Genomic DNA, 25,976 nt, shown 5'->3' with positions numbered 1-25,976 from the left:
GCCCCTTACGGGCACGAGTCAGCGTGAATTGCCTGCGCGTGCCGCCGAGTTGGCCGTCCCTTCCGCCGCGGAGGCCGCCACGGCGTCGAGCTCGTCGATCGCCTGAGCGGCCTCCGCGCGTACCTCCGCGTCGGGGTGACGGAGCAGCGGCTCGACGGCCGCCCTGGCCGCGGGCTCATGGGCGGCCGAGAGGATGAAGGGCACGTAGGTCAGTTCCCGCGGGTGCAGCACCGCCGTGACGTCGGCGATCGGCCCGAGGAGCGCGTACGGAATCCGGTAGCGGACGACCGCGTGCGACAGGGCGTTGAGGCCGGCCTCCTGTACGTCGCGGTCACGTTGCGAGGTGACCGCCTGGACGAGAACGGCCACCATCCGTTCGGCATCGGCCTGTTCGAGGCAGCCGGCCTCCAAGAGGTCGCCGAGTTCGTCGGCCGCCACATCGCGACGCACCGCCTCCTTCGCGGTATCGCGGTCGACGAGGTCCGGGCGGTCGAGCGTCGCACAGAGGACTTCCACGCGGTCGAGGGGAGCGCGGGGGTGTCGTGACGCGGCCATGCGCCCAGTGTCGCAGCCGCTCACGCCGTGGGCACGCCGTCCGGGAACGCCTGTTCCGTCCAGATCGTCTTGCCGGAGCGGGTGTAGCGGGTGCCCCAGCGCTGGACGAGCTGGGCGACGATGAACAGGCCGCGGCCGCCCTCGTCCTCGGCGGTGCTGTGCCGCAGGTGGGGTGAGGTGTGGCCGGTGTCCGCCACCTCGCACAGGAGCGTGCGGTCGCGGATCAGGCGGAGTTGCAGGGGTCCCTCCGCGTACCGGACCGCGTTGGTGACCAGTTCGCTGACGACCAGCTCGGTCGAGAACGCCAGTTCCTCGAGGCCCCAGGTGCTGAGCTGCCCGGTGATGAGCTCCCGTGCGCGTCCGGCCGCCACCGCTTCCGCCGGCAGCTCCCACATCGCGACCTGGCCGGCGTCGAACTCGCGGGTACGGACCAGGAGGAGGGCGGTGTCGTCGGCGGTCGTGCCGCCCGGCAGGAGTTCTGTGATCACCCGGTCGCACAGTTCTTCCAGGGGCAGGTCCCGGTGGTCGGCCAGCACTTGGCCCAGCATGTCGAGCCGCTCGTCGATGTCGCGGTCCCGGGCCTCCACCAGACCGTCGGTGAACAGGGCGAGGAGGCTGCCCGCGGGCAGGTCGATCTCCATCGACTCGAACGGCAGCCCGCCGAGTCCCAGTGGCGGTCCCGCGGGCAGCTCCGGGTAGTGGTACGAGCCGTCCATGGCCACGACCGCCGGCGGCAGATGACCGGCCCGTGCCATCGTGCAACGGCCGGAAACCGGGTCGTAGACCGCGTAGATGCAGGTCGCGCCCGTCGTCACGTCGGGATGCGGGCCGGCCGCGACGTACGCTCCCGCCGCCTCTCCCGTGCGCTCCTCCCCCGGCACCTGGAACGCGTCGGAGGTGGGCACCACCAGGTCGTCCAGCCGGGCGAGGAGTTCGTCGGGCGCCATGTCCAGCTCGGCGAGGGCCTCCACGGTGGTGCGCAGCCGTCCCATCGTGACCGCGGCCGGCAGTCCGTGGCCGACGACGTCACCGACGACGAGCCCGACGCGTGCGCCGGAGAGCGGGATGAGGTCGAACCAGTCGCCGCCGACCCCGGTGGCACCGTCGGTCGGCAGGTAGCGGTGCGCGACCTCCACGGCGGAGTGCCAGGGAAGGTGCTGCGGGAGCAGCTCCCGCTGGAGGGTGAGGGCCGCGGCGTGTTCGCGGGTGAAGCGGCGGGCGTTGTCGATGCAGACGGCTGCCCTGGCCACCAGTTCGTCGGCCAGGGCCACCTCGCCGTTGTCGAAGACCGCCGGCCGGCCCTCACGGGTGAAGGTGACGAGACCCAGCGTCTCGGAGCCGACGCGCAGCGGTACGACCAGCGCGTTCTCGTCGACCACCTTGCCGCCGGAGGACAGGCTGCGGAGCTGGGGAGTCCCGGGCGGGTACTCGCGGACCGTGCGGCCGACCCGCGCCGGCGCCCTGGCGACCCTGATGAAGCCGCCTCTCGGTGGCCAACCCGCTTCCGGTTCGCCGCCTTCGAGGACGCCCGGTGCGATGTCGACCTCGACCGCGGAGGCGAAGCCGGGCACAGCCACGTCCGCGAGTTCCTGCGCGGTGACCACCGCGTCGAGGGTCGTGCCGACACGGCGCCCGGCCTCGACGAGCAGGGCCAGCCTGTTCTGGGCGTCGTAGCGGTCGGTGATGTCGAAGGCGTCCTCGCAGACGCCCAGCACCCGGCCCTCCGCGTCCTCCAGCCGGTAGTACGAGCACGACCACAGGTGCTCCCTGCCGGGATCGCTGGGCAGCTGCCCGAGGAAGTGCACGTCGAGCACGGGTTCGCCGGTGTCGAGGACCTGGCGCATGACCCCGTCGAGCGTGCGCGGGTAACCCTCGGTGACGAGCGTGCCGCCCGGGTACAGCTCGTCCGCGTGCGTGCCCCGGTACTGGGCGAACGGCCGGCCGATCTCCGCACTGGAGGCGGCGTTCGCCCAGGCCAGCCGGAGATCCGTGTCGTAGATCGCCAGTCCGATCGGTGACTGGGTGGCCAGGCCGTCGAGCATCGCCAGACGGGACTCCCACACCCGCAGCCGCTCGGACTCCGCGAGGACGAGAACCCGCGCGGCCGTCCCGTCGCCGGCCAGTTCGGACACCGCCGCTTCCACCGGGACGCCGTGACCGTCGCGGTGCCGCGCGAGCCGCGGCTCGTGGCCGCGGAAGGGCAGCCCCGGAGCGCCGGGCTCCGGGGCGGGTGCGGAGACCGCAGGGGGAGGGCCTCCCGTGGACGGAGCAGCGGCCGGTGCGGGCTCCGACGGGCCGGGCGGCGTACCGGACCCGACTGTGAGCGCGGTTCCGCACAGGAACACGTCGACAGGCCGGCCGAGGATGTCCTCGGGTCCGTATCCGAGCAGCGCCTCGGCCGCCGGGCTCCACCCGATGACCTTGTTGAGAGCATCGAGGACCACCGTGGCGGCGACAGCGATGTCGAGCGGGCCACGGAGATCCTCGCCCTCCACCGATCTCCATGTCCGCCAGGCGCTTGCCGCGTCCCACGTGCCCGCAGCCTGCACAGACCCGTTCATCCTCTTCAGAATCTGCCTGCCCCGCCGGATGCACAAGCGTTGCCGGTGAGGCGGGGAGGCCGGGAGTGAGCCGCCGGGAGCGATCGGGCCGTGCGTAGCCGGTCAGGTTTCGGCGCTCGGCCCGCCTGCCGTCGTCGGTCACCCGTACGCGGAGGGCAACGTATCGGTCCTGGGGCCGCGCCGGCCGGGACCGGCCCGGACCGATCGTCTTCGGGGCTTTAGGCTCGGGCGGAGTCAGCGGCGGAACGTCGGCCCCGGAAGGAACATGAGCATGGCCAAGCCCGTCGGTCCGAACGGGCCGCAGTCGGTCGACCGCGCGCTGGAGATCCTCGACGCCGTCGCGGAGGCTCCGGGACCGGTCGGGGCGAAGGCGCTCGCACGGCGGCTCGGATGCTCGCTGTCGACGGTGTACCACCTGCTGGCGCCGCTCACCGCCCGCGGGCACCTGGTCCGCACCACCGCCGGATACGCCCCGGGACCCCGGGTGCCCGCGCTGCACCGGTCCTTCCGGCGGCACCTGGGGCTCGGGCCGCAGACGGCCGAGCTGCTGCCGCGGCTGCGGAGGGCCACCGGGGCGGAGGCGTACTTCACGGCGTACCGCGACGGCCGGATCGTCATGATCGACAGCACGGTGCCCGTCACGGACGTCGCCCATCCCTTCGTGCCGGGGCCGGAGACGCGGGCGCATGCGACCGCCCACGGCAAGGCGCTGCTGGCGGCACTGCCACGGGCGGCGCGACGGCGGTACCTCGCCGAGCACGGCATGGCCCGTTTCACCGACCGCACCATCACGGGCGCCGAGCGGTTCGAGGCCGAGCTGGCGCGGGTGCGGGGGCAGGGCTTCGCCGTGTCGATCGGCGAGGCGGACCCGGCGTTCACCTGTCTGGCCACGACGCTCCCTGAGCGGCCCGGCGGTGCGGACGGTGTATTGCATGCCGTGTCGGTGTCGCTGCCGACCGCCGAGTTCCGGCGCCGGCACGGGGAGATCCGGGCGGCGGTGGCGCAGGCCGCCTCGGGCGCGCCCTGGTGAGGCGCGCAGCGCGACGAGGCAGGGGGGACGTTTTCCGGCAGGGCCGGAATGCGGCGCGTCACAGATGGTTCCCGGGCTGCCGGAGCGCGAACGTGTACCCATGATCTTCATCGCCGTCAGGTTCACCGTCCGTCCCGAGTACAGCGACCGCTGGCTCGACATCGTCGACGACTTCACCCGCGCGACCCGCGCCGAACCCGGAAACCTCTTCTACGACTGGTCGCGCAGTGTCGACGATCCGAACAGGTTCACGCTGCTGGAGGCCTTCGCCGACGCGGACGCGGGGGCGGCGCACGTGGCCTCCGACCACTTCCGGGCGGGCATGGAGTCGATGGCCACCGCGATCGCCACCACTCCGGAGATCATCAACGTCGAGGTGCCCGGCCAGGGTTGGAACGAGATGGCCGAGCTGAGGCCGGCGCAGTAGCCCACCGTCCGGCAGGGGCGGCAACGTCAGGTCGGCTGTCACCGGCGTGTGCGAGGGTGCTGCGTATGGACACGACACCCGATGGACGCCCGATCCCGCCCCCGCATGCCGGTGAACGGGCCATGCTGGAAAGCTGGCTGGACTTCCACCGTGCCACGCTGGCGCTGAAGTGCGCCGGCCTCGACGACGACCAGGTGCGCCGCGCCTCCGTGACACCGTCGTCGATGACGATCCTGGGCCTGGTCCAGCACCTCGCCGAGGTCGAACGGAACTGGTTCCAGCGCGTGTTCGCGGGCCACGACGTCCCGCTGCTCTACGGCGAGGACGGCGGATTCGGCTACGCCCTCGCCGCGGACCGCGGGATCGACGAGGCCCTGGCCGCGTGGCAGGCCGAGGTCGGCCGGAGCCGTGAGCTGATCGCGGATGCCTCGCTCGACGACTCCGGCACGCTCTCGAAGGAGAACGCGGCGGTGCTCGGCGGCGAAGGAGTGTCGCTGCGCTGGATCCTTGTCCACATGATCGAGGAGTACGCGCGCCACAACGGCCATGCGGATCTGCTCCGGGAGAGCATCGACGGCGTCACGGGCGCGTAGCGTCGGCCGTCGCCGCGGCACGAGGCGCGCGCACTCCGCCTCCTCAGCGGACCACCACCGTCCGCTGGGCCGAGAAGTCGCCCCACTTGCCGTCCGGCAGCTTCGCCCGGAGCTTGACGCTGTAGCGGGTGCCTGGTTCGTCGGTGACGGTCATGGTGTACACGGCCGTCCCGGCGGGCGGCTCCGCACCCCAGACGATGGTGGTCGCCAACCTGCCGTTCAGATACAGCTGGTGCTCCTTGACCGGGGCGCCCGTCCGCGGCGGGGTCCATCGCAGCTCGACGGCGCCCTTGCGGGCACTCGCCTCGAGATCGGTGGGCGCCGTGCTGCCGCCGCTGCCGCCCGGCGCGGACGGGGTGGTGAGATCGACGGGATCGCTGTCCGGCGACGAGTTCTCCGCCGCGTCGCGGGCCCGGACGGTGAAGGTGTAGACGGTGCCGGGCCGCAGGCCGGTGACGCGTGCGCCGGTCTGCGTGCCGCTGACGCTGTGGACGCGTGAGTCCTCCTGGTAGATGTCGTACGAGGTGACGCCGGTGTCGTCCGTGGCCCTCTCCCAGGTCAGGGTCACCGCGGTGCCGCCGTCCGTACGGCCCTGGACCTTCGCCGGCCGGCTCGGGGGCCGGCGGTCGTCCGGGGCGGGGGCCGGGGTGGTCACGGATATCGGGGCGCTGGGCGCCGACAGGTTCCCGGCCGCGTCCCGCGCCCGCACCGTGAAGCTGTACGCGGTCCGCGGCGCCAGTCCGTCGACGTCCACCATGTGCTTGCTGCCCGGCAGGGACTTGACCTTGGTGCCCTTGCGGTAGACCTCGTAGCCGGTGACCGCCTTGTTGTCGGAGGACTTGTCCCACATGACGTGTACGGACGTGGCACTGCCCGCCTGGGCGGTCACGCCGGAGGGCGTCGACGGCGGCTTGTCGTCCGGGGCCTCACCGGCGCAGGCGGTGAGGGTCATGAGGGCTGCCAGGGCGGTGCAGGCCGAGAGAAGGAGGACGGCGGGGCGGGGCGGCGTGACGAAGGTGGGGGGACGGTGCACGGTCGGGCCTCCGCGTGACGGACGACGGGCATTGGTCCAGACCTGTATGCCACAGTCCCGTGTTCCCCACAAGGCACCCGGGGCCCCGGCCCCACCGCGGCGGCCTCGCTGCCTTCGTACCTTGCGTGAGCCTGATGCCTTCCTTATGGCTTCTTGAAGAAGCCCTCAGGGAAGGGACGACACCGTTCGAACCGGCTTACGATCTCGGCAACCCCCCACCGTGATCCCGGTGGGCGCAGCGGCGCCCTCCGGGATCACGATTGCTCAGCCGTCTTCCTTCCGAGGTGTCGTAAGCATGGGTTCTCGACGAGCCGCTCGCCCCAACGCCCGCTCGCACGCCCGGCCCAGGACCGGCCTGCGGGCCCGCAGCGCCGTACTGGCACTCGGTGTGATCACCGTGACCGCCGGGGTCGGGATCACTGTGGCCACGGGCGGGGACGAGGGCGGAGCGAGCCGCGTGGAGACCAACGCCGCCGGGGACGCCGCCGAGGCGGGCGGCGAGGAGACCGCGGCGAGCCCGTCGCTCCTCGCGTCACCCTCCCCCTCGGCGAGCGCGAGCGCCTCGCCGAGCCCGAGCGTCACCGCCTCCGCCGCGCCGAAGCGGGCGCCGAGCCCGTCGGCGTCCACGACGAAGCCCCGGCCACGGACGACCACGCAGACGGCGACCGGCGCTCCCACGGGCGGCGACCGCCCGGCCTCTTCCTCCGGCGGGTCCGGTTCCGGCACATCGGGCGGTTCCGGCGGCACGGATCCGAGCGGCCCCGAGGCCCAGGTCCTGTCGCTCGTCAACAAGGAGCGCGCGTCCGCGGGATGCTCGCCGCTCACCGCCAACGCGAAGCTGACACAGGCCGCCGACGACTACAGCGACGTCATGGCCCGCAGCGGCGTGATGTCGCACACCGGGCCCGACGGCTCCACGATGACGAGCCGCGTCGAGGCCGCCGGATACGTCTGGTCGACGCTGGGCGAGAACATAGCGAGGGGGCAGGCGGATGCCGCGTCCGTGATGAATTCATGGATGAACAGCCCCGGCCATCGCGCGAACATACTGAACTGCTCGTTCAAGGAGCTCGGCGTCGGCGTCCACTTCGGCGACGGCGGCCCGTGGTGGACGCAGAACTTCGGCGCCGGCCGCTAAGGCCTGTCCGGCGAGTCATGTGACAATGTCGCCTCCCGGTCCACCGTGTTGCCTCCCACTCCGCCGACGACGGTGCCGTTGCCTTCGCCACCGGCAGGGGTGTCGTCGCCCCGGTCATCGGTGAGCTGGTCGTTGCCGGGCCCGCCGGTCAGCGCATCGTTGCCGGCACCTCCGCTGAGACTGTCGTTGCCGGGCCCGCCCTCGATACGGTCGTTGCCCGTGCCGCCCCGGAGCGCGTCGTTGCCGGTGCCTCCGCACACCACGTCGTTCCCGCCGGCGCCGTCGACCCTGTCGTTCCCGCCCAGCGCGAAGATCACATCATTGCCGGGCGTGCCGGTGACGGTGTCGTTCCCGTTCGTTCCCCTGATCGTGGGGGTGGCGTTCTCACAGGTCGGCGCCGGCGCCTGGACCACCGCTGTCGCCACCCCTTGGGGGGCCTCGCCGACGCCGATGGGTGTACCGGTCACCGTGTCGGTGGCGGTGTCGATCACCGACACGTTGTTGTCGCCCGTGTTGGTGACGTAGACCTGGGTGCCGTCCGGGGTCACCGCCACTCCCCACGGGCCGCTGTTGTCGCCCATGGGAATGGTGTCGGTCACGGTACCGGTGGCGGTGTCGATCACCGACACGGAACCGCTGCCGCCGGTGAAGGGGCCGAAGTTGGTGACGTAGACGCGGGTGCTGTCCGGGGTCACCGCCACCCCCAGCGGATTGTCGCCGACAGGGATGGTGCCGGTCACTCCGGTGACGAAGTTGTACGCCGACACGGTGTTGTCCTCGGAGTTGGTGACGTAGGCGCGTGTGCCGTCGGGGGTCACCGCCACCGCCCACGGGCCGTCACCGACGCCGGCGGTGGCGGTCACGCTGTTGCTGGCGGTGTCGATGTACGCCACGGAGCCGTCGTGGTTGTCGGCGACCATGGCGAGGGAGCCGTCCGGGGTCACCGCCACCCCGATCGGGCGGCTGCCGACGCCGTGGATGGTGGTGATCACCGTGTTGGCGGCTGTGTCGATCACCGACACGGTGCCGTCGTCGGAGTTGGTGACGTAGGCACGGGTGCCGTCCGGGGTCACCGCCACCCCGACCGGTTGGTTGCCGACATCGATGATGTCGATCTGCGTGTTGCTCGCGGTGTCGACCACCTCCACGGTGTCGCTCAGGCAGTTGGGGACGTAGGCACGGGTGCCGTCCGGGGTCACCGCCACCCCACAGGGGCCGAAGCCCACGTCGTCGCCGACGGGAATGCTGGCCGCCACCTCGTCGGTGCCGGTGTCGATCACCGAAACGGTGCCGCTGCTGAGGTTGGCCACGAAGGCGTAGGTGCCCGGAGGGACGGCGGCCACCGGTCCCGCCGGGACAGCGATCACCGACACAGCCGCCATGACCAGGGACGACAGCCCTCCGGCCACGCGCCGTCTCCACCGCCCTTTCACCGCCGCACACCTTCGTCTGCCCCCCGCGGCACCCTCCACGACCACGGCAACACGGTCCTGCTCAAGACTCTGATCCACTCTCACCACTGCTCCTCACTCGGCCGGACATCCAATGCGACGGGGGCAATCTGCTTGCCGAGGAGGTGTGTGGTCGGCCCGACCGCCCTCAACGGCACACGGAGAGGGCCCCGGGGCCCCCGGGGCCCTCTCCGTCATCCTGCGGTTCGGACGAGCGCGTCGGCGGTACGGGACTCGTTCCTTGACGGCCTGGCGCCGTAGGTGCGTTCGAAGGAGCGGAAGGCGTCCTCCTGCTTCCATTCCACCGCGGCCTTGGCACTGGACGCGAGGAACCGGGCGCAGCGCGGGCCGGGGTCGGGGTCGCCGAGGCGGTCCCGTGCGCACTCCGGGACGACCTCGTAGCCGTCGCGGTCGCGCCACAGACTGCGGCCCTGCAGGAAGCCGTACTCCAGGGAAGTGCGGGCCAGGTCCTTCAGCACCGGGTAGTCCAGCTCGTAGGTGAGCGCGGCCCGCTGGTACTCGCGGCTGATGTCGGTCCGCTCCACGCCGGGGTCGTCGGTGGCGAGGGCGACCGGGACGCCGTACTTCCGGTAGAGCGGGAAGGGGTGCCGCCGGCCCGTGACGCCGAGAACCTGCGCGTTGCTGGTGAGCGGGACTTCCACCAGCACGTTCCGCCGGGCCATCCGGCGCAGCAGTTCCCGGTCGTCGTCCTCGTGGCGGATGTCGACACCGTGACCGACGCGGTCGGTGCGGGCGGTGAGCACGGCGTCACGGACGTGGAAGCGCAGATCCTCGGGCTTGACCAGGCCGGGGACGAGCTCTCCCGCGTGCAGGGTGAGGGGAACGTCGGGATACACACCGCGCAGGTAGTTCAGCATGCGCATGTGCAGGCGGTAGTCGGCGACCGCCACGGGATCCTCCTCGGGTCCCACGAGGTTCAGCGAGACGAAGCGGGCGTCGCGTCGGGCCAGTTCCATACCGAGCAGCATCTGGGCGAAGACCAGTTCGCGCGGTCCGCCCCGGTCCACCTGGGCGATGAGCCGCACCGGCAGCGCGCACCCGGCGTCGGGGCGTTCGGTATCGCAGTGCGCGGCGGTACGGAACTCCTCCATCATCGAGTCCGTCTCCGTCATCGCCTGCTGGACGACGGCGTCCATGCCGCCGTCGGCCAGCATCTTGTCCCGCAGTCGGGCCAGGTCACTGTCGTACCCGACCTTGGTGGCAAGGGCGTCGGCGGCGTACCAGGCGGGGGTCAGCATGGTCTCGAGGTAGAACTGGTTCTGCTTCGCCGCGGAGGTGGAAACCTCGGCCAGCATCCGTCCGGGCTGGAGACTGCTGACCGCCCCGAACTTCCCGAACGTGGCGAAGAAATGGTCGTGACTGCTCTCCCCCTGACCGGGCGTGAAGTCCTGCATGGACCACGCGCGGATGACCTGACGCCGGAAGCCGGGGTCGGTGTCGGTGTCGGCCGCCGGGCGGGTGTTTCCCGTGCAGGGCGGCGCGCTCGCGGTGAGGGTGGTGGTGTCGATGCAGTAGCCGGCGTCGACGGCGATTCTCAACAGCAGCTCGGTGGTCGCCGCGCCTGAGAGGTGGTTGTGGAGGTCCGCGCCCTTGGGCAGGGCCCTGAAGAACGCGGCCAGCGCCTCGGGGCGGTCGCGTACGTCTCGCAGGTACGCCGAGACGCGGGCCTCGGCGCGAGTGGGTTCGTTCGCTTCGTCCGCCGTGGCACGGGACGGCTGAACGGGCGTCAGGACCAGCGCCAGTGCGGCGCTCAGGACCGGCGCGAGCCGGGCGGTGCGGCGCCGCGCGGAAGACAGGACGGAGGGGGGCATGCCGATCATCCTCAGGCAGCCGTACCGTGGGACGAATGTCCGACATGCCGCTTTTCACCCAGGCGACGCATCCGGCTGAACCTGGCCGGACTCGGAAGACCACAGGGAACTTCGCCGCAGGCGCCGTAGGCCCCTCACACCAGCCCGAAGGACACCCGCACGCGCGCGCCGCCCATCGGGGCGCGGGTGATCTCCAGGTGGCCGTCCGCGGCCTGCGCCGCTCGCGCCACGATGTCCAGGCCGAGCCCGGTGCTGCCCGCGCCTCCGCCGCCGACGCCGCGGGTGAGGGCCGCCTGCGGATCGGCGACGCCGGGGCCGGCGTCGTCCACGGTCAGCACCACCCGCCGGTCGTCGCGTTCCACCCGTACGGCGAAGGCGGTGCCCTGCGGGGTGTGCCGGAAGACGTTGCCGATCAAGGCGTCCACCACCGCGGCGAGGTCGTCCTCCAGGAACCGCACGGGCGTCCGGCGCGGCGTGAAGGAGCGTTCGCAGATCCGGTTCTGCTGCTTGGCGAGCACCGACCAGAAGTCGAGTCGCATCGCGACGACCTCCGTCACCTCGCAGGGCCGCACCGGCGCCTGGCCGCTTCCCTGGCTCGCGGCCAACGGGGTACGGGCGGCGGTGATGATCGAGTCGAGTTCGCTCTCGAGCTGGGAGACGGCCGCGGTGATCCGGCGGGCTCCCGCCGACGGGCCCATGAGATCCGCCTCGAGGTAGAGGGCGGTCAGCGGGGTGCGCAGACGGTGCGAGAGGTCGGCGACCATCTCGCGTTCGATGGCGAGCAGTTCCACGACACGGTCGGCCATGGTGTTGAACGCCGAGCCGGCGTCCTGGAGTTCCGGCGGACCGTCCGGTTCCACCCGCACGTCCAGGTCGCCGGAGCCGAGCGCCAGCGAGGCGCGTTTCAGGCTCTGCGAGGACCGGACGACCCGGGCTCCCAGCCGGTCGGCGACGAGCACGGAGCCGCCCACCAGCCCCAGGGCCAGAAGCGACATCACACCCCAGGAGGCCCACACCCCGCGGGTCAGCTCCGCGGCCGGCACATACGCCTCGACGACGGCGACCCGGTCCCCCGGCAGGACGACGGGCTGGAGGTAGACCCATCCCTCCGCTGTGTCCATGGCCAGCGTGCCCCGGCTGCCCACCGCCCGGTCGAGCGCTTCCCGCGGGGCGTGCGGGGTGCCGACGAACCCGCCGTCCGGGAGCCGTACGGCCAGCCGGTCGTGGGAGTCCAGCTCCGCGACGGCCTGCTGGACGTCACTCCGGCGGGTGGTGAGGGCGAGGACGGGCGACAGGGCGGACGCCCGCTGTTCGGCGGCGGTGGTCACCCGGTCGCGGGCCTGCTCGCGGACCAGCAGGGCGAGGGGGATGAGGAAGGACAGCGCGACCATCGACGTCACGGCCAGCGCGATCCCGGCGAGTGCGCGTCTCATGAGGGCGAGCTGACCAGTTTTATGCCGATTCCTCGCACTGTGTGGAGATATCGGGGGCGCGACGCCTTTTCGCCCAATTTCCTGCGGAGAGCGGAGAGATGGACGTCCACGGTCTGGTCCTCCAGATACGGCTGCTGCCACACCTCGGCGAGGATCCGCTTGCGGGACATCACCTGGTCCGCGTGTGCCGCCAGATACGCGAGAAGATCGAACTCCCGGCGGGTGAGAGCAAGCTCACGCGCGGCGAGATGGGCGGTGCGGGCCCGAGGGTCGATCCGCAGCTCGCCGACCTGGACGACGGGCTGCCGGTCGGCCGCCTCCACGGCCGGCCCGGACCGGCGCAGCACGGCCGCCAGCCGGGCGGCCAACTGGCCGCCGGAGAACGGCTTGACCATGTAGTCGTCGGCCCCCGCGTTGAGCAGCCTGATGGTCTCCGTGTCGTCGTCGCGGGCGGTGGCGACCAGGACGGGCACCCGGGATATGCCCCGGATCATCCGCAGGACGTCGAGCCCGTCCAGGTCGGGCAGCCCGAGGTCGAGCACCACGATGTCGGGCGGGCACTGGGTCACTTCGCGCAGCGCCTCGAAGCCCTGGTGGGCGGTCTTCACCGCGTACCCGTGTCCGGTGAGGACCTCGATGAGCGCGGCCCGGATGACAGGGTCGTCCTCGACGACAAGTACGGAGGCCATGAGCAGGCACGTTAGCCGGTCCGTCAGTATGGTGTCGTGTCCCGCCTTCCGCGTTATCTGCTCATCTGGCTGTCATGCACCGCGGCCAGTGTCACGGCCGTGATGATCACGGTCCATTTCGTGGTGGGTTCGACGAGACCGACGGCACCGGTCGCCCAGTCCGCGCCCGGGGACTTCGCGGCATCGCCCCGGTCGTCCTCCCCCGCGGCCGGCCCCTCCCCCGCGCCCAGCCCCGAGCCGACGCCGAGCGTGCGCACGCCGTCGCCGTCGCCGTCCCCGACGACCGAGAAGCCGCGTACGGCGACGCCGACGCCGGCGGCGCGCACGACGCCGCCCCCGCCCGAGGAAGAGCCCGCCGCGCCCCCGGACAACGGCCAGGGCTGCGAGGAGGGCGGCTCGGGTGTGCACACGATCTCCTCCCAGGGCGGCAAGGCGACGGTGCGCTACGGCAGCGGCGGTGTGTGCCTCATCTCTGCCGTGCCGAACGAGGGCTTCACGGTCAGCACGTCGCAGACCGCGCCCCAGACGCTGACGGCGACCTTCTCGGCCGCCCGCCACCGCTCGGAGATCACCGCCACGACCGAGCCCTCCGACCGGGCGAGCGTGCGCGAGACGTCGTTCTGACCGCCTCGTTCCGACGGTCTCGTTCCGACTACCGCCTCCGGCCGGCAACCTTTCCGGCCTGCGGCGGCAACTGCTTGGCATGCCCCTACCAAAAGAGGGGGCGACCCCCACGCAGAACGGGAACGACGCATGATCGAGACAGGCGGCAAGGCGCGGCACCGCCGCGGAAGAAGGGCGCTGCGGGTCGGTGTCCCACTGGCCCTGACCGCGGCGGTGGGTCTGGCGTACGGGACGGACGTCGGAATCCTCGGGCAGGACGTCCGGCAGGAAGCCGCGGCGGCGGGCACCGCCGCGTGGACCGATGACGTCGCCGACGGTTTCGCGTCGGTCGACGCGCTGGGCCAGAAGGGGACGTACGGCGGGCGGGACGGCAGGACCGTCACCGTACGGACGCAGGCGGACCTGGAGAAGTACGCGACCGCGGCCGAGCCCTACGTCATCGTGGTCGCCGGCACGATCGCGATGAACCCCAAGGGCAAGGAGATCAAGGTCGCCTCCGACAAGACGATCGTCGGCTCGGGCACGTCGGGCCACATCGTCGGAGGCGGCTTCTTCCTCGGACAGGGCGTCCACAACGTGATCATCCGGAACCTGACCATCCGGGACTCGTACCACGGCACGTGGAACGACAAGGAGAACGACTGGGACGCCATCCAGATGGACGGCGCGCACCACGTCTGGATCGATCACAACGACCTGCGTCACATGGCCGACGGCCTGATCGACAGTCGCAAGGACACCACGTACGTGACGGTGTCCTGGAACAGGCTGAGCGACAACAACAAGACGTTCGGCATCGGCTGGACGGAGAACGTCACCGCCGACCTCACGATCCACCACAACTGGTTCCTCGAGACCGAGCAGCGCAACCCGTCCACCGACAATGTGGCCCACGCCCACCTCTACAACAACTACCTCCAGGACGTACCCGGCACGGACATCACGACCTCGTACGGCAACTACGCCCGCGGCAGGACCCGGATGGTCCTGGAGAACAGCTACTTCCAGGGCATGCGGAACCCGGTCACCAAGGACAGCACGGCCGCCGTCGTCCAGCGCGGCAACGTCTTCTCCGGCACGAGCGGCCGCAACGAGAGCGGCGGCACGGCGTTCGACCCCCGGGCGTACTACGACTACACACTCGACCGGGCGGCGGACGTTCCCGCGCTGCTGAGGTCGGGGGCCGGACCGAGGGCGGCCATCGGAACGGCGGCCATCGCCCCGGCCGCCGCGGGCACCCTCACGGTCGCCAAGGACGGCACCGGCCAGTACACGAGCGTGCAGAAGGCCGTCGACGCCGTCCCGGCGGGCAACACCGCCCGCGTGGTGATCAATGTGAAGCCCGGCACCTACCGCGAGACGGTCAAGGTTCCCGCCGACAAGCCCCACATCACGATCCAGGGGACGGGCGCGAGCCGCAAGGACACCGTCATCGTCCACGCGAACGCCGCCGGCACGCCGAAGCCGGACGGCTCAGGCACCTACGGCACCAGCGGCAGCGCCACCGTCGCCGTGGAGGCCGACGACTTCCAGGCCCGCAACCTCACCGTCTCCAACGACTTCGACGAGGCGAAGAACCAGCACCTGAACGGACACCAGGCGGTTGCCCTGCGCACCGCCGCCGACCGCGTCGTCCTCGACAGCCTCATCGTGAGCGGCGACCAGGACACCCTGCTGCTGGACACCCGTTCCAAGGAAGCCCTCGGCCGGGTCCACATGTCCAACTCCTACGTCATCGGCAACGTGGACTTCATCTTCGGCCGCGCGACCGCCGTGATCGACCGGTCCGTCATCACTCTCAAGAAGCGGTGGAACGGGACCTCCGCCGGCTACGTCACGGCCCCGAGCACCCCCGCGCACCGCAAGGGGTTCCTCATCACCCGCTCCACCGTGAACGGCGACGTGTCCGCGGGCAGCTTCCACCTCGGCCGCCCGTGGCACGCCGGCGGGGACGCCACGCTCGACCCGCAGACCACGGTCCGCGACTCCAGTCTCAGCAGCGCGGTGCGGACCGCGCCGTGGACGGACATGGGCGGCTTCTCCTGGAAGGACGACCGTTTCGCCGAATACCGGAACACCGGCCCCGGGTCCGGACCGGCCGGCACGAACCGCCCCCACCTGACCGACGCCCAGGCGGCCGGGCAGGAGCCCGCGGACTGGCTCGGCGACTGGACCCCGACCGCGGGGTGACCTGCGCGACGGGGGCGCCGCACGGCGCGGCGATCACGCCGCACGGTCCGGCGCCTCCGCGAGGGGGCCGGCCGGGCGGGCAGCGCCCACCGCTAGGCGGGACCGGGCTGTGCCATGCGCGATTCGCCGGGCAGAGACCGGTCGGGCAGCGCCCACCGCGCGGGGCGGGACCGGTCCGTGCCAGGCGCGATCCGCCGGGCAGCGCCCCCGCACGCCGCGCCGCATCCGTGGCCGCGTCAGGCGATCCGTGTGCCGGCCCCCGCCACCCGTACCCGCTTGTCGCCCGCGCGCAGTTCCACGGTCAGCAGACCGGGGCGGCCCATGTCCGCGCCTTGGTGGAGGGTGAGCACCGACGCCTCGGGGACGAGGCCCAGCTCGCGGGCGTACGCGCCGAACGCGCCTGCCGCCGCCCCCGTCGCCGGGTCCTCGACGACGCCGCCGACCGGGAACGGGTCGCGTACGTGGAAGACGGTCTCCGACTCCCGCCACACCAGCTGGACCGTGGTCAGGTCGAGACGGCGCATCAGCGCCTCCAGGCGGTCGAAGTCGTACGCAAGGTCCGCCAGCCGTGCCCGGGTCGCGGCGCCGAGCACCAGGTGCCGGGCGCCCGCGAAGGCGATACGCGGCGGCAGCGCGGGATCCAGGTCGGCGGCCGGCCAGTCCAGCGCGGCCAGCGCCTCCGCGACGTCCGCGTCCGCGATCTCCTCGCTGTGCGGCTCGACCGTGGTCAGCGTCGCCCGCAGTGCGCCGTCCTCCTCGGTCACGGTCACGGGGACCGTCCCGGCGCGGGTCGCGAACACGAGGTCGCCGGGCCCGATCCGCTCGCCGAGTGCGACGGCGGTGGCGACGGTGGCATGCCCGCAGAACGGCACCTCGGCCTTGGGGCTGAAGTAGCGGATGGTGAACACCCTGCCCGGCTCGCCCTCGAGCCCTTCGGGCGGCGCGGTCACGAACGCGGACTCGCTGTACCCGACCTCCGCGGCGATGGCGAGCATCCCGGCGTCGTCCAGTCCCGCGGCGTCCAGGACGACCCCGGCGGGATTGCCGCCCTCGGGATCGCCGGAGAATGCGGTGTAGCGCAGGACTTCGTTCTTCGTCGTCATGATCGTCGGAACTACCGGGCGGGGCGGTCTTGTTCCCGGCCGGTGCCCGGGTCTGACGGGATCGACATCGCAGCCGCGTCAATCGCTGTGATCTTGGTGTTGGTGCCCGCGGCCGGTGCGCTGGGATGCTGGCCTGCGGGAGCCGGCCCGGGACCGCGGGCGGCTCGACGGCGAGATGGGGGTTGCGTTTCCGTGGTGGTGTTCCGGACGAACGACGGGCCTGTGCGCGGGCGCCGGGTCGCGGACGATGTGGTGGCCGTGCTCGGGATCCCGTACGCCGCTCCTCCTTTCGGGGCGGCGCGGTTCCGGGAGCCGCTGCCCGCCGAGCCCTGGACGGAGGTGCGGGACTGCACGCGTTTCGGGCCCGTGGCCCCGCAGTCGGCCGAGCTGCCGGGATCCCCGTCGTGGTCGCCCGGTGACCAGGACGTCCTGACGCTCAACGTGTGGGCGCCGGTGGGTGCGGCCTCGCTGCCGGTGCTGGTGTGGATCCACGGCGGGGCGTACACCTTCGGGTCGTCGGCGCAGCCCGACTTCGACGGGACGGCCCTGGCACGCGACGGCGGGCTGGTCGTGGTGACGGTCAACTACCGTCTGGGGTTCGAGGGCTTCGGACACGTGCCGGCGGACGGGGACGGCACGCGTCATCCGGACAACCGCGGGCTGCTCGACCAGGTCGCGGCGCTGCGGTGGGTGCGCGAGAACATCGCCGCGTTCGGTGGCGCCCCGGACAACGTCACGGCGGCCGGCCAGTCCGCCGGCGCGACCTCTGTGGCCGCTCTGATGGTGATGGACCGGGCCCGGGGGCTGTTCCGCCGTGCGATCGCGCACAGCGCGGTCGGCCCGTGCTGGTCGGCCAGGCTCGCGCGGGAGATCACCGCGCGGGTCGCGGCAGCGGCGGGCGTCCCGGCGACGGCCGCGGCCCTGGCCGCGACACCGCCGGAGACCCTGGTCGCCGCCTCCGACGCGGTCGCGGACGCCTACCGCCGCGACCCCGCGTCGGGGCACCTCCACTACGACCCGGTGCTCTACGCTCCGGTCGCCGACGGTGACGTGCTGCCGGCGGACCCGCTCGCCGCCGTGTCCGCGGGGGCCGGGAGGGACGTGGACCTGCTCGTATGCCACACCACGCAGGAGTACTGGCTGATGGACGCGGTCAGCAGCAGCGCGAAGGTCACGACCTGGGACGGGCTGAAACGGTTCGCGGCCGATTTCGGACTGCCGGACGACCTGCCCGAACGCTACCGGGCCCTCCTGCCGGACGACGCGCCGGTGCTCGACGTGTACCTCTCGGTCTTCGGCGACCTGCTGTTCGCCGAGTACAGCAGCAGGCTGGGCGAGGCGCACGCACGGGCGGGCGGCCGGGCGTTCGTGTCCCGCTTCGACCGGCGGCGCAGCGGCCCGCAGGGCGAGGTGCTCGCCTGGCACTGCGCCGATGTGCCCTTGGTGTTCGGCAACCACGGCCTGGCGGCGGTGGAGTTCCTCATCGGGGGCCCGCCCTCCCCGGCGGACGACCGCCTGTCGCGGCGCATGCTCTCGGCGTGGGCGGCGTTCGCGTCGACCGGCGATCCCGGGTGGCAGCCGCTCGATTCGTCAGGGTCCGGCCCGGCCCGGATCTGGGCGCCGGACGACGGCGAGGCCCGCACCCCGCTGCCCGATACCCGGCCGCTGTGGGGGGACTTCGAGTACCGGCCGCTGGAGCCGTGACCGGACGGTGGCGCATACCGCCCGTGAACCGCAGCCAATGGTGCAAAGAGCTACGCGCAGCCGTGACCACGTTGGCCCGGTCCCGGAAGGCAGGCATGGCCTCCGCCTACGTTCGCATCTGTACCCCGAACCGCATCGCCGCGACGGCATCGGACGTCGCGGCACTCGCGGGCGTAGCGCGACTTGACGACGCTTCTCCCTCTGTTCCACCACGGCCGGGGCCGTAGGATCGCCGAGGCGACCGGGCGCCGCGAGGGCATCACCAGAAGCGTGAGCGTGCGCGCCGCGTCCATGGTCACTTCGCTGCTGATGTCGGGGAGGGGACAATGCGGGCGACACGGATTGATGGCCGCTATCAGCTGATCGATCTCATTGGCACGGGCGGCATGGGCCAGGTCTGGCGTGCCTACGACGAGCGACTGGGCCGCGAGGTCGCGGTCAAGACGCTGACAGCTGGAGAGAGTGGGCCGGACCCCCGCGCCATGGCACGGTTCGATCGCGAGGCCCGAGTCGTCGCGCGCCTCGACAGCCAGCACGTCGTGACCGTGCACGACATCGGTGCGGCTGCGGTAGAGGGCCGTTCTCTGCTTTTCATCGTCATGGAGCTGCTCGGTGGGCAGCCCCTCGACCGCATCGTCCAGGAGGGGCCGCCACCCCTTGCCGATGTGGCCGGTTGGGGCAGCCAGGTGTGCGACGGTCTCGCAACGGCGCACGCCGCAGGGGTACTCCATCGCGACATCAAGCCCGCCAACATCATGGTCACGCCCCGCGGCGTCGCCAAGATCCTCGACTTCGGCATCGCCGCGTACCTGGACAACGCGTCTCCCGACACGAACCTGACAGCGACAGGGACGCTGTTGGGGACTCCCGCGTACATGTCTCCGGAACAGGCACAGGCGGTCCCGGTGGACCACCGGAGCGACCTGTACTCACTCGGTTGTGTTCTCTACACCCTCGTTACCGGTCAGCCCCCGTTCACCGCGGCCAGCGGGGTTGCCCTGCTCGTCAAGCACGTGGCCGAGGCTCCCACCCCTCCGAGTCGCCGTCGCCCGGGTCTGCCGAGCGGTTGGGATGAGCTGATTCTCGCGCTGCTGGAGAAGCGCACATCGCATCGGCCGCAGAGCGCAGTGGAGGTCCGGGAGCGCCTCCGTAGCATGGGTACCGCCCATCAGGGGCTGTTCGAGGGAACGGCGGTCAGGAGACTTACGCGACGCTTCCGCAGATCAGCTCCGACGATGAGTGTCCCCCCGTATCCCCCGTCACCTCCAGCACCCCCGCAACAGCAGTCGCCGGCCCACCGGCCGAGGGATGCCGTGAACCTGAACGACCTGCCGCACCAGTCGATCACCCTGCCCGTGCCTCCCCCGCCGCCCACGAAGATTCTGTCGGACGTGCAGCCGACGACGCTGCCCGGCGCAGAACACCTGCCGTCGGCCCGGGAGATCTTGTACACCCTGCCGCCGATGGATCTGCTGGAGCGTGGTGCTCCGGCAAAGTCACGCACCGCGGCCAACGACGCGATCGTCGCCTCTCTGACCAACGTCTTCGCCGAGTTCGAAGTCGACACTGCTGTCACCGGCTTCACCCGAGGACCGACGGTCACCCGCTACGAGCTCGAGCTCGGCCGGGCCGTGAAGGTCGAGCGGATCACCGCGCTGACCAAGAACATCGCGTATGCCGTGGCCAGCCCGGATGTGCGGATCATCCCGATCCCCGGCACGTCCGCGGTCGGCATCGAGATCCCGAACACCGACCGTGAGAAGGTCCACCTCGGTGACTGGCTGCGCTCGGTGGACGCGACGCGCGACGACCATCCGATGCTGGTGGCGCTCGGCAAGGATGTCGAGGGTGCCTGCGTGATGGCCAACCTGGCCAAAATGCCGCACATCCTCGTCGCCGGCGCCACCGGGTCCGGCAAGTCGTCCTGCATCAACTGCCTGATCACCTCGATCATGATGCGGGCCACCCCCGAGGACGTCCGTATGGTCCTCGTCGACACCGAGCGCGTCGAACTGACCGCCTACGAAGGCATTCCGCACCTCATCACGCCGGTCATCACCGACCCCGAGCGGGCCGCAGAGGCGCTCCAGTGGGTCGTACGCGAGATGGACCTGCGCTACGACGACCTCGCGGCGTACGGCTACCGGCACATCGACGACTTCAACGAGGCCGTGCGCAGCGGAAAGCTGCGTGCCCATGAGGGCAGCGAACGCGAGCTCCAGCCGCACCCCTACCTGCTGGTCGTCGTCGATGAGCTGGCCGACCTGATGACGGTCGCGCCGCGCGACGTCGAGGACGCCATCGTGCGGCTCGCTCAGCTCGCCCGAGCGGCCGGCATCCACCTCGTCCTCGCTACTCGGCGGCCCTCGACAGACGTCGTCACCCATCTGATCAGGGCCAACGTGCCCTCCAGGCTCGCTTTCGCCGCCTCCTCGCTCGCCGACAGCCGCGCCATCCTTGATCAGCCCGGTGCCGAGAAGCTGATCGGCAAGGGCGACGGGCTCTTGTTGCCGATGGGCACCAACAAGCCCATCCGCTTCCAAGGAGCCTTCGTCACCGCACAGGAGGTCGCCGGCATCGTCCGGCACTGCAAGCACCAGATGGCACCCGTCTTCCGCGACGACGTCACCCCCGACACCAGGCAGAACGAGGACATCGATCAAGTCATCGGTGACGACCTCGACCTGCTGTGTCGAGCCGCCGAACTGGTCGTCTCGACCCAGTTCGGCTCGACCTCGATGCTCCAGCGCAAGTTCCGGGTCGACTCCGCGAAGGCCAGTCGGCTCATGGACCTGATGGAGTCACGGAACATCGTCGGACCGAGAGAGGGCTCGAAGGCCCGGGACGTGCTCGTCAGGCCCGAGGACCTGAACCGAGTGCTCACCATGCTTCGTAGGACGGGCGCATGATGTGGCCGTGGCCCCGGCTCAGCCTCTGAGGCAACACCGCGTTCGCTACCCCCGGTTCAAGTGACGCGTCCATCTTGGGGCGACAACCGCATTCTGTCCGCTCCTCTATGACCGTCCGCCCAGCGGTGAACGCAGGACGAGGCCTAGGATCCGATTCCAAGGCAGGAACACGGCCGAGTGGCAGGCACCGGCCCGCTTCGATCCGGGGGGATCACGCACATGCGTATCGGGGTCTATCTCGCACATCCGCGACCGGGCAGCTTCAACCACGCCCTCTTCGACGCGGTCGTCGCCGAACTGCGGGCCCACGGGGCCGAAGTGCTCGCCCACGACCTGTGTGCCGAGGGCTTCCCGCCGGTGCTGAGCGCCGGCGAGACGGAGACGGTCCGGGCGTCGGACGAGGCACCCGATCCCCAAGTGGCCCTGCACCGAGCGGAAGTGGCCTCGCTCGACGCGCTGGTCTTCGTCCATCCCAACTGGTGGGGCATGCCGCCGGCCGTCCTCACCGGCTGGGTGCAGCGCGTGCTGGTGCCCGGTGTCGCGTACAAGCTCGGCAGCGCCGACGGCGAGCCCGTCGGCCTGCTGAGCGCGGGCAGGGCGCTCGTGCTGAACACCTCGGACACCCCGGCCGACCGGGAGGAGGGCGAGTTCGGGGACCCGTTGCAGCGCGTCTGGGCCGCGTGCGTGCTGCCGTACGTCGGTGTCGACGACGTACGGCGGGTGGTCTTCCGTACGGTCACCGACTCGACGGAGCGGCAGCGTGCGGACTGGCTGCGGCGTGCACGGCGCGAGGCCGCGGCGCTGGTGTCCGGCTGACCCTCCGGCTGCGTGCGTGCCGCCGGGCGGCCGGGAGCCCACAGCGCCCTCGACGGCGGATGGCCGGCGTCAGCGTGGCGGCGGCGCCGGCCGGTCCAGGAAGCGGTGCAGGGACTCCTTCATCGCGGTGACGAACGCGTCCCGCTCAGCCTCGGGCAGGAGATCGAGGGACAGGTACGGGTTGAGGTCCTCCAGCTCGACCAGGAGCAGTTCGCCCGTCCTCGTGCGGCAGGCGTCGACGCGCTGTATGCCGTGGTCGAGGGTGTTCCAGTCGACGAACCGCTTCGCGAAGCGCAGATCCGCCTCGGTGGGCGCGTACGGCTCGAGGACCCACCGCTGCCCGGGATCGGGGGCGTACAGCGCGTACTGGAAGGCGTCGTCGACGAAGTAGAAGGACACCTCGTACCGGAAGTCCACCCGGGGCTGGACGAGCAGGTCACCGCGTGCGGCGAGTTTGGCGAGGTCCTGGCGCGGGACGAAGTCGAGGCCTATGGAGTCGGCCCCAGCCTTCGGCTTCACCGCGTACTCGTCGGCCTCCGGTAGCCGCGCGAGGTGCTGCGGCCGGTCGACGGTGGGGATCACGGGGTGACCGGCCACCGTGAGGTCCAGCAGATACTGCTTGCCCGCCATGTCGCCCCGGCCGTCGAGCGGGTTGTACACGCGGATGCCCGTCGCAGTGGCCCGCTCGCGGAACGCCTCGTACTCCTTCTGGTAGTGGAGCACGGGGCCGCTGTTGCGGACGACGACCGCGTCGAAGGCGTCCATCAACTCCGCCGCGTCCAGCGGATGGCACAGCGCCGGACGGAAGTCCTCGCGCAGGCGGGACGTGAGAAAGATGTCCTCGTCGCAGTAGCGCCGTCCCCTTGCCGGATAGGCGAGGTCGGTCACGAACAGCAGGCGGGGGCGGGTGGACACGGGCATCTCCTCGGACGGTGGGCCTCCGGCCAACCTATCCACCGCGTCCGGGGCGTCCGCAGCCGGCCGGGAGTCAGCGCCGGCCGGACAGCGCGCGCTGCGCGGACTTCCGCGCACGGCCCGCCGCGGCCGCCACCGCACGTTCCGGGTGGTGGGTGTGCAGGCTGTCGAGGACGCGCAGCGAGGTGGCGGGATCGACGGCGGCCAGGGCCTCCACCAGGGCGGTGGCGCCGCCCGGCCAGGCGGCGGCCGCCGCGTCGAAGGCGGGGAGCAGGGTCGTGGGCGGGATGTCGGCCGGTCCCGGGATACCGCTGTCGCCGGAGTCGTCACGGCGCTTCACGTGGACGAGCATGTCGTCGATCCAGCGCTGGTCCAGCTCCTCGACGAGCACTGTGGCGCGTGCGTCGAGCGGGACCGCTTCCTCCGGGACGCTCTCGCCACGGGCCAGCAGCAGCCGTCGGGCGGCGGCGCCGGTCACCGGGTCGCCGAGCGCGGCGCGCAGGGCGGTGGTGGGGACGCCCGCGCGGTCGAGCTGCGCGAAGTACTCGGCCGTGCGCGCGGCGTTGGCGTCCTCGGACCTGGCCGCGGCGACCGCGTCGAGGAGTTCGCCCCAGGGCTGGTCCGTGCCCCCGTGCCGGTCCGCGAAAGCGGCGAGGGCGGAGGCGGCGAGTTGGGTGGGCCAGTGCCGGACCGCCGCGACGGTCTGTGCCGCGTCCCAGCCGGCGACGGTCTCCTGATCGGGGGCGGCCACATGGCCGACCGTGATCACGTGGCGCATGGCGGCCGCGCCGAGGGGGGTGAGCCCGTAGGTGTCGCCCGTGCGGAAGACGCAGCCGGTCAGGGCCAGTTGGTCGACCACGGCCGCCAGTCCCTTCGCGGGGGCGTCGATCTCGGCCCGGTCCTCCTCGGTGCGGCCGGGCATCCCGAGCAGCGCGGAGAGTTCCTCGGGCGACGGCGTCTCGTACGCGGCCGGGGCGCTGCCCGGGACGGGGGCGGGCGCGTCCTCCAGTTCGGGTGCCACACCGTCGTCCTTGGCGTCGCAGATCTTGCGGGCCACCGAGTCGGGGGTGCTGCCGCGTTCGTAGAGCGAGTAGAGGATGTGTGCGGCGTCGAACGAGTACGCGTCGTCGGGGCCCGTGACCGGCGGCAGTCGTTCGGCCTGCGCGGCCAGGATGTCGGCGGCGAGTTCGAGCAGTTCCTGAGGAGTGCCGCCGGTCCATACGTCGGAGGCGGGACCGGGGAGCCCGCAGCGCTCCGAGACCTCGCGCAGTTCCTCGTCGAAGTCTCCCGAGGCCAGGGCGGCGGGCAGGGCCGCGGCGTGCAGCAGGCCCTGGATCTCGTCCGGTGCGGGGACGGCGGCCGGGGGTGGCAGCGGGACGGCGGAGTCGCCGTAGTAGTCGAGGTGTTCGTCGAGCATGTGGTCGGCGAGGGACGCGTGCGGCACGGCCTCCGGGCCGGGCGCGAGGGAGGCGTGCGGCCCGGTCAGTGCCCCTTCCAGCCCGGCCGCGGTCCACCGGTCGGTCAACTCGGCCGCGATGTGGTCCAGTTCGCCGGTGAGCGCGTCGTCGGGACGTTCGGCATCGAGTGGAGGCGCGGGCAGCAGCGGGCCGGCCGGTGACGCCGCGCGGGTGTCGCGGGCGAAGGCCTCGAGCAGCGCCTCGGTGAGCCGGGCGCGTACGGAGAAGGTCCGGTCGGCGAGGTCCGAGCGGTGCAGCGGCTCGGGGAGGGCGGGCCGGTCCGCGTGTGGCGTGCTCTCGTGCGCGTCGAGCCAGGCCCGTACGGCGTCGGCGTCGTCGCGGTCCACGCCGTCGGCGGTCAGGAGCGACGCGTACCAGCGGGGCCAGGTCAGGTTCAGCGGGTCGGCCATGGCGCGGCGGAACTCGGGGACGGCCTCCTCGACGGCGGCGACCAGCTTCGCGTGGCGTTTGGCGTTGAGGCGGCCCGCGGCCCGTACGCGGTCGGCCAGGGCGGTGAGGACGACCGGCACGGCGTCCAGTTCCTCGTCGCCCGCGTAGAGCAGCTGCGGCAGATCCTCGTGCAGGACCTGCCGGACCAGCTGCGGCGTGGGCTCGGGCACGCCCGCCCTGCGTTCCGCGCCGCGCAGCGCGAGCATCGTCAGCACCGCGTCGGTGGTGCGCACGGGCAGCGCCGCGCCTCTTTCCCGGGACACCCAGGTGAGGAAGTCGTCGCGGCCGGTGTTCAAGGCGTTCGTACGAGTCACTTGTGGAGCGTATGAGGGCGGGCGGCGCCGGAGATCCTTCCGGGCCGGGTGTTAGCCCGATCGGGCGAGCGATCACCTCCGCAGGCGCGGGCTCCGCGGCCGGGCGATGAGTTCCGGCCGCGCGGACAGTCACCCCTGTATGAACACCTCAGACGCGACACCCATGCCCGACCTCACCCCCGCCGCCCGCGCCGTGGCCCGATTGCTCGACGCGATCGGTGACGAAGAGCTGGGCGCTCCGACGCCCTGCCCCGACTACTCGGTGCGCGAGCTGCTGGCCCACCTCGACGGCCTGTCGCTCGCGTTCCGCGACGCGGCGCGCAAGGACTTCGGCCCGACGACGGGCACCGATCCCGGCAGCTCGCTCCCGGTACTCGACGAGAAGTGGCGCACCGTGCTGCCCCAGCGGCTGGACGAGCTGGCGGAGGCCTGGCGGCAGCCGTCGGCGTGGGAGGGCATGACCCAGGCCGGCGGGGTGGACCTGCCGGGGGAGGTCGCCGGGCGCGTCGCCCTGAACGAGCTGGTGCTCCACGGCTGGGACCTCGCGCGGGCGACGGGTCAGGGGTACGACCCCGGTGAGGCGAGTGCGGCAGTCTCCTACGAGATGGTGAAGCCGTCGGGCGACGACTCCCTGCGCGACGGGATCTTCGGCCCGCCGGTCACTGTGCCGGACGACGCGCCGCTGCTGGACCGGGCCGTCGGCATGAGCGGGCGGCGACCGGACTGGCGGCCGGGCGACTGACGCCGAGGGG

The 25,976-nt window shown here is 72.0% G+C and carries 21 protein-coding genes; 10 read left to right on the top strand and 11 right to left on the bottom strand.

Annotated features, from left to right (window positions below):
* Positions 1-18: 18 nt before the first annotated feature.
* Positions 19-555 carry a hypothetical protein gene (locus tag ACTMTU_RS01090; RefSeq protein WP_441261495.1) on the bottom strand — a complete coding sequence of 179 codons (537 nt, stop codon included), beginning with the start codon at positions 553-555 and terminating at the stop codon, positions 19-21.
* Positions 556-575: 20 nt separating this feature from the next.
* The gene (locus ACTMTU_RS01085) at positions 576-3,116 is read right to left on the bottom strand and encodes a SpoIIE family protein phosphatase (RefSeq protein WP_441261494.1); all 2,541 of its coding nucleotides are present in this window, start codon (positions 3,114-3,116) and stop codon (positions 576-578) included.
* Between the two features lie 271 nt (positions 3,117-3,387).
* Between ACTMTU_RS01085 and ACTMTU_RS01080 the strand changes: the two genes are divergently transcribed.
* The 3 genes from ACTMTU_RS01080 (at position 3,388) to ACTMTU_RS01070 (ending at position 5,166) form a co-directional block, all read left to right on the top strand.
* A complete protein-coding gene (locus ACTMTU_RS01080; protein ID WP_441261493.1) occupies positions 3,388-4,146 on the top strand; it encodes an IclR family transcriptional regulator in 759 nt (252 codons plus the stop codon).
* A 100-nt stretch (positions 4,147-4,246) separates the two neighbouring features.
* Positions 4,247-4,573: a putative quinol monooxygenase gene (locus ACTMTU_RS01075; RefSeq protein WP_441261492.1), complete on the top strand. Its 327-nt coding sequence runs from the start codon at positions 4,247-4,249 to the stop codon at positions 4,571-4,573.
* A 65-nt stretch (positions 4,574-4,638) separates the two neighbouring features.
* Positions 4,639-5,166, top strand: a complete 528-nt coding sequence (locus ACTMTU_RS01070) for a DinB family protein (RefSeq protein ID WP_441261491.1) — start codon at positions 4,639-4,641, stop codon at positions 5,164-5,166.
* A 43-nt stretch (positions 5,167-5,209) separates the two neighbouring features.
* Here ACTMTU_RS01070 and ACTMTU_RS01065 read toward each other — a convergent pair whose 3' ends face one another.
* Positions 5,210-6,199, bottom strand: coding sequence for a fibronectin type III domain-containing protein (locus tag ACTMTU_RS01065; RefSeq protein WP_441261490.1), 990 nt, complete (start codon positions 6,197-6,199; stop codon positions 5,210-5,212).
* A gap of 295 nt (positions 6,200-6,494) precedes the next feature.
* Between ACTMTU_RS01065 and ACTMTU_RS01060 the strand changes: the two genes are divergently transcribed.
* Positions 6,495-7,337 carry a CAP domain-containing protein gene (locus tag ACTMTU_RS01060; RefSeq protein ID WP_441261489.1) on the top strand — a complete coding sequence of 281 codons (843 nt, stop codon included), beginning with the start codon at positions 6,495-6,497 and terminating at the stop codon, positions 7,335-7,337.
* Here ACTMTU_RS01060 and ACTMTU_RS01055 read toward each other — a convergent pair.
* The 5 genes from ACTMTU_RS01055 to ACTMTU_RS01035 form a co-directional block, all read right to left on the bottom strand.
* Positions 7,334-8,746 carry a YncE family protein gene (locus tag ACTMTU_RS01055; protein WP_441261488.1) on the bottom strand — a complete coding sequence of 471 codons (1,413 nt, stop codon included), beginning with the start codon at positions 8,744-8,746 and terminating at the stop codon, positions 7,334-7,336. The genes ACTMTU_RS01060 and ACTMTU_RS01055 overlap by 4 nt on opposite strands.
* 236 nt (positions 8,747-8,982) lie before the next feature.
* Positions 8,983-10,629, bottom strand: a complete 1,647-nt coding sequence (locus tag ACTMTU_RS01050) for an adenosine deaminase family protein (protein ID WP_441261487.1) — start codon at positions 10,627-10,629, stop codon at positions 8,983-8,985.
* Between the two features lie 125 nt (positions 10,630-10,754).
* The gene (locus tag ACTMTU_RS01045; RefSeq protein ID WP_441261486.1) at positions 10,755-12,053 is read right to left on the bottom strand and encodes a sensor histidine kinase; all 1,299 of its coding nucleotides are present in this window, start codon (positions 12,051-12,053) and stop codon (positions 10,755-10,757) included.
* The gene (locus tag ACTMTU_RS01040; RefSeq protein WP_441261485.1) at positions 12,050-12,742 is read right to left on the bottom strand and encodes a response regulator transcription factor; all 693 of its coding nucleotides are present in this window, start codon (positions 12,740-12,742) and stop codon (positions 12,050-12,052) included. Before ACTMTU_RS01040 ends, ACTMTU_RS01045 begins: the two co-directional genes overlap by 4 nt.
* A gap of 53 nt (positions 12,743-12,795) precedes the next feature.
* Complete coding sequence (locus tag ACTMTU_RS01035) at positions 12,796-13,152, bottom strand: hypothetical protein (protein WP_441261484.1); 357 nt, start codon at positions 13,150-13,152, stop codon at positions 12,796-12,798.
* Between ACTMTU_RS01035 and ACTMTU_RS01030 the strand changes: the two genes are divergently transcribed.
* Entirely contained in the window at positions 13,145-13,366 is a 222-nt protein-coding gene (locus ACTMTU_RS01030) for a hypothetical protein (RefSeq protein ID WP_441261483.1), read from the top strand. The genes ACTMTU_RS01035 and ACTMTU_RS01030 overlap by 8 nt on opposite strands.
* A 129-nt stretch (positions 13,367-13,495) precedes the next feature.
* A complete protein-coding gene (locus tag ACTMTU_RS01025) occupies positions 13,496-15,556 on the top strand; it encodes a pectinesterase family protein (RefSeq protein WP_441261482.1) in 2,061 nt (686 codons plus the stop codon).
* A 236-nt stretch (positions 15,557-15,792) separates the two neighbouring features.
* Here the strand turns inward: ACTMTU_RS01025 and ACTMTU_RS01020 are convergent, their stop codons facing one another.
* On the bottom strand, positions 15,793-16,659 hold the full coding sequence (locus tag ACTMTU_RS01020; RefSeq protein WP_441261481.1) for a PhzF family phenazine biosynthesis protein: 867 nt from the start codon (positions 16,657-16,659) through the stop codon (positions 15,793-15,795).
* Between the two features lie 192 nt (positions 16,660-16,851).
* On the opposite strand from ACTMTU_RS01020, the gene ACTMTU_RS01015 reads away from it, so the two are divergent.
* The 3 genes from ACTMTU_RS01015 (at position 16,852) to ACTMTU_RS01005 (ending at position 22,088) form a co-directional block, all read left to right on the top strand.
* Positions 16,852-18,363 (top strand): carboxylesterase/lipase family protein, encoded by a 1,512-nt coding sequence (locus tag ACTMTU_RS01015; protein WP_441261480.1) that lies wholly within the window; start codon positions 16,852-16,854, stop codon positions 18,361-18,363.
* A 326-nt stretch (positions 18,364-18,689) separates the two neighbouring features.
* Entirely contained in the window at positions 18,690-21,272 is a 2,583-nt protein-coding gene (locus tag ACTMTU_RS01010; RefSeq protein ID WP_441261479.1) for a DNA translocase FtsK, read from the top strand.
* A 219-nt stretch (positions 21,273-21,491) separates the two neighbouring features.
* Positions 21,492-22,088 carry an NAD(P)H-dependent oxidoreductase gene (locus ACTMTU_RS01005; protein ID WP_441261478.1) on the top strand — a complete coding sequence of 199 codons (597 nt, stop codon included), beginning with the start codon at positions 21,492-21,494 and terminating at the stop codon, positions 22,086-22,088.
* Positions 22,089-22,157: 69 nt separating this feature from the next.
* On the opposite strand, the gene ACTMTU_RS01000 is transcribed toward ACTMTU_RS01005, so the two are convergent.
* Together ACTMTU_RS01000 and ACTMTU_RS00995 are read right to left on the bottom strand one after the other, a co-directional pair.
* Positions 22,158-23,009 carry a hypothetical protein gene (locus ACTMTU_RS01000; protein ID WP_441261477.1) on the bottom strand — a complete coding sequence of 284 codons (852 nt, stop codon included), beginning with the start codon at positions 23,007-23,009 and terminating at the stop codon, positions 22,158-22,160.
* Positions 23,010-23,076: 67 nt separating this feature from the next.
* The gene (locus tag ACTMTU_RS00995; protein WP_441261476.1) at positions 23,077-25,224 is read right to left on the bottom strand and encodes a hypothetical protein; all 2,148 of its coding nucleotides are present in this window, start codon (positions 25,222-25,224) and stop codon (positions 23,077-23,079) included.
* Between the two features lie 139 nt (positions 25,225-25,363).
* Here ACTMTU_RS00995 and ACTMTU_RS00990 point away from each other — a divergent pair, with 139 nt between their 5' ends.
* Entirely contained in the window at positions 25,364-25,966 is a 603-nt protein-coding gene (locus ACTMTU_RS00990; protein WP_441261475.1) for a TIGR03086 family metal-binding protein, read from the top strand.
* Positions 25,967-25,976: the final 10 nt, after the last annotated feature.

The sequence above is a fragment of the Streptomyces sp. OZ13 genome, assembly GCF_052068155.1.
Classification (GTDB): domain Bacteria; phylum Actinomycetota; class Actinomycetes; order Streptomycetales; family Streptomycetaceae; genus Streptomyces.
The sequence above is the reverse complement of the archived record's forward strand: the minus strand, read 5'-3'. Positions and strand labels throughout refer to the sequence as shown.